This is a genomic window from Paraburkholderia sp. 31.1, assembly GCF_014397645.1.
Taxonomy (GTDB): domain Bacteria; phylum Pseudomonadota; class Gammaproteobacteria; order Burkholderiales; family Burkholderiaceae; genus Paraburkholderia; species Paraburkholderia tuberum.
This window is the reverse complement of the sequence record NZ_VZQN01000142.1, coordinates 1-1782: the sequence shown is the minus strand read 5'-3', so window position 1 is coordinate 1782 and position 1782 is coordinate 1. Positions and strand designations below refer to the sequence as shown.

The window sequence follows — 1782 nt, the reverse complement described above, 5'->3', positions numbered from 1 at the left end:
GGTCGCCTCCAGCACCTGCGCAATGGAAGTGGTCTCGAAGCGGGTCACCAGCAACACCGTGCCGCAGCTATCCGCAAGCGCGGTCGCGTCGGAGACGGCGAGCACCGGCGGCGTGTCGATCAGCACGATGTCGTATTCGCTCGTCTTCGCGAGGAATTGCTGCATGCGTTCGCTCACCAGAAGCTCGGCCGGGTTCTCCGGTATCGCTCCGCGCGCAACGAAGTCGAGGCCCGGACGCACGTCACGCATGATCACCGGGTCGGACGTCACCTCCGACGACAGATAGTCAGCCAGGCCGGGGGTCGAGTCGAGACCAAAGTATTGCTCGAGATGACCTTTGCGCAGGTCCGCGTCGATCAGCAACACCCGCTTGCCGGCCGCCGATACGACCGCCGCCAGATTCGCCGAAAGGAACGACTTGCCCACCTGTTCCGTCGGCCCCGTCAGCAGCACGCGATTGTCGCCCGATTCCGATTCCAGCATGGCAAAATGAAGCGCGGTTCTGAGTCGGCGCAGGCTTTCAATCGACGGGTCGCGCGGAAACTCGCTCGCCAGCAGGAACTTCTCGCCAGCGGGCAGCTTCGGCGTCTTGCCGATTCGCGCGACTTTCGCCTGCGACAGCGGCACGCTCGCATAGACGTTCAGGCCCGTTTGCTCCTCGATCTCCTGCGCGTCGGTCACGCCCCGATACAGCGCCGTACGCCCGAACGCCGCACCCACGCCCAGAATCAGGCCGCCCAACGCAGCATAGATAATCACCAGAAGCCTGTTCGGCTTGATCGGCTCTTTCGGCACCACCGGGTTATCGATCAACCGCACCGTTCCAACCTTGCCGGCGCGAACCAGTCTGAGCTGTTGCATGTTGTTCAGCATGCCGACGTAAAGCTCGTTGTTCACGTTCATGTCCCGGGTCAGGCGCACCGCATTCTGCTCCAGGTCCGGCAACGCCTGTTCCTGCTGCGACAAGCTTCCGATCCTGCTGCTCAGCATGCCGATCTGCTGATCGATCGCCTGGATCGCGGGGTGACCCGGCGCGTAGATCGCGCCCATCTCCGCGCGCTTCTGCTTCAGTTCGAGCAGGCTGCGCTGCGTGGCTACGCTTTGATCCAGATAGGCCTTGCCCTGCTCACTCAGATTGAACACGCCCATGCGGTTGCGCATGTCGTTATAGCGTCCCTCGGCGCGCTCCAGGTCGCTCTTGAGTTGCGGCAGCTGCGCGCTCAGGAACGCAAGCGACTTCTCGGCTTCCGCCGCCTTGCGCTTCAGATTCTGGTCAACATACGCATTGCCGATTTCGGCGAGCGTGCTGGCCGTCAGCAGCCGCTCAGAGCCCATCAGCGACGCGCCGATGATGCCGCTGTCTTTACCCTTCTGCGAGACCGTCAGCCGGTTTTGCAGGCTTTCCACCGTCTTCTCGCGCGACTGTCTCTCCAGAATGAATTGCGTGCCCGGCTTTGCGTTCAGCGAATCGACCTGCAGCGTGATCGCGCCATCGGGCAGTTTCGTGTCGAGCTTTTCGCCCACGCGACCCTCGATCGGCTCGCTGAGATCCGACTGCTCCAGCCGGTAGCGTCCGCCGTCCAGAACCGTCAGAACGAACTTCTCGCCTTCGAATGCTTCCGGGACGTCGAAGCTGGACACCTTGATCGCTTCATCGCCCCATGCATATCCGCCAAATCCAAAGATCCCTGGCTCGGAAAGACTCCGGGCTTGCCGGCCCAACCAGTCTCCGATCAATGGAAAGCGCTTCGGCTTTGCGCTGACGTCGAGGTGCAGATCGTC

1 protein-coding gene is annotated in these 1782 nt (G+C 62.5%); it reads right to left on the bottom strand.

Features of this window, described 5'->3' with window-relative positions; all coding sequences use genetic code 11:
• Positions 1–1782: GNVR domain-containing protein (locus F6X37_RS35640; protein WP_187614654.1), on the bottom strand; the 1782-nt coding region annotated here is incomplete at both ends.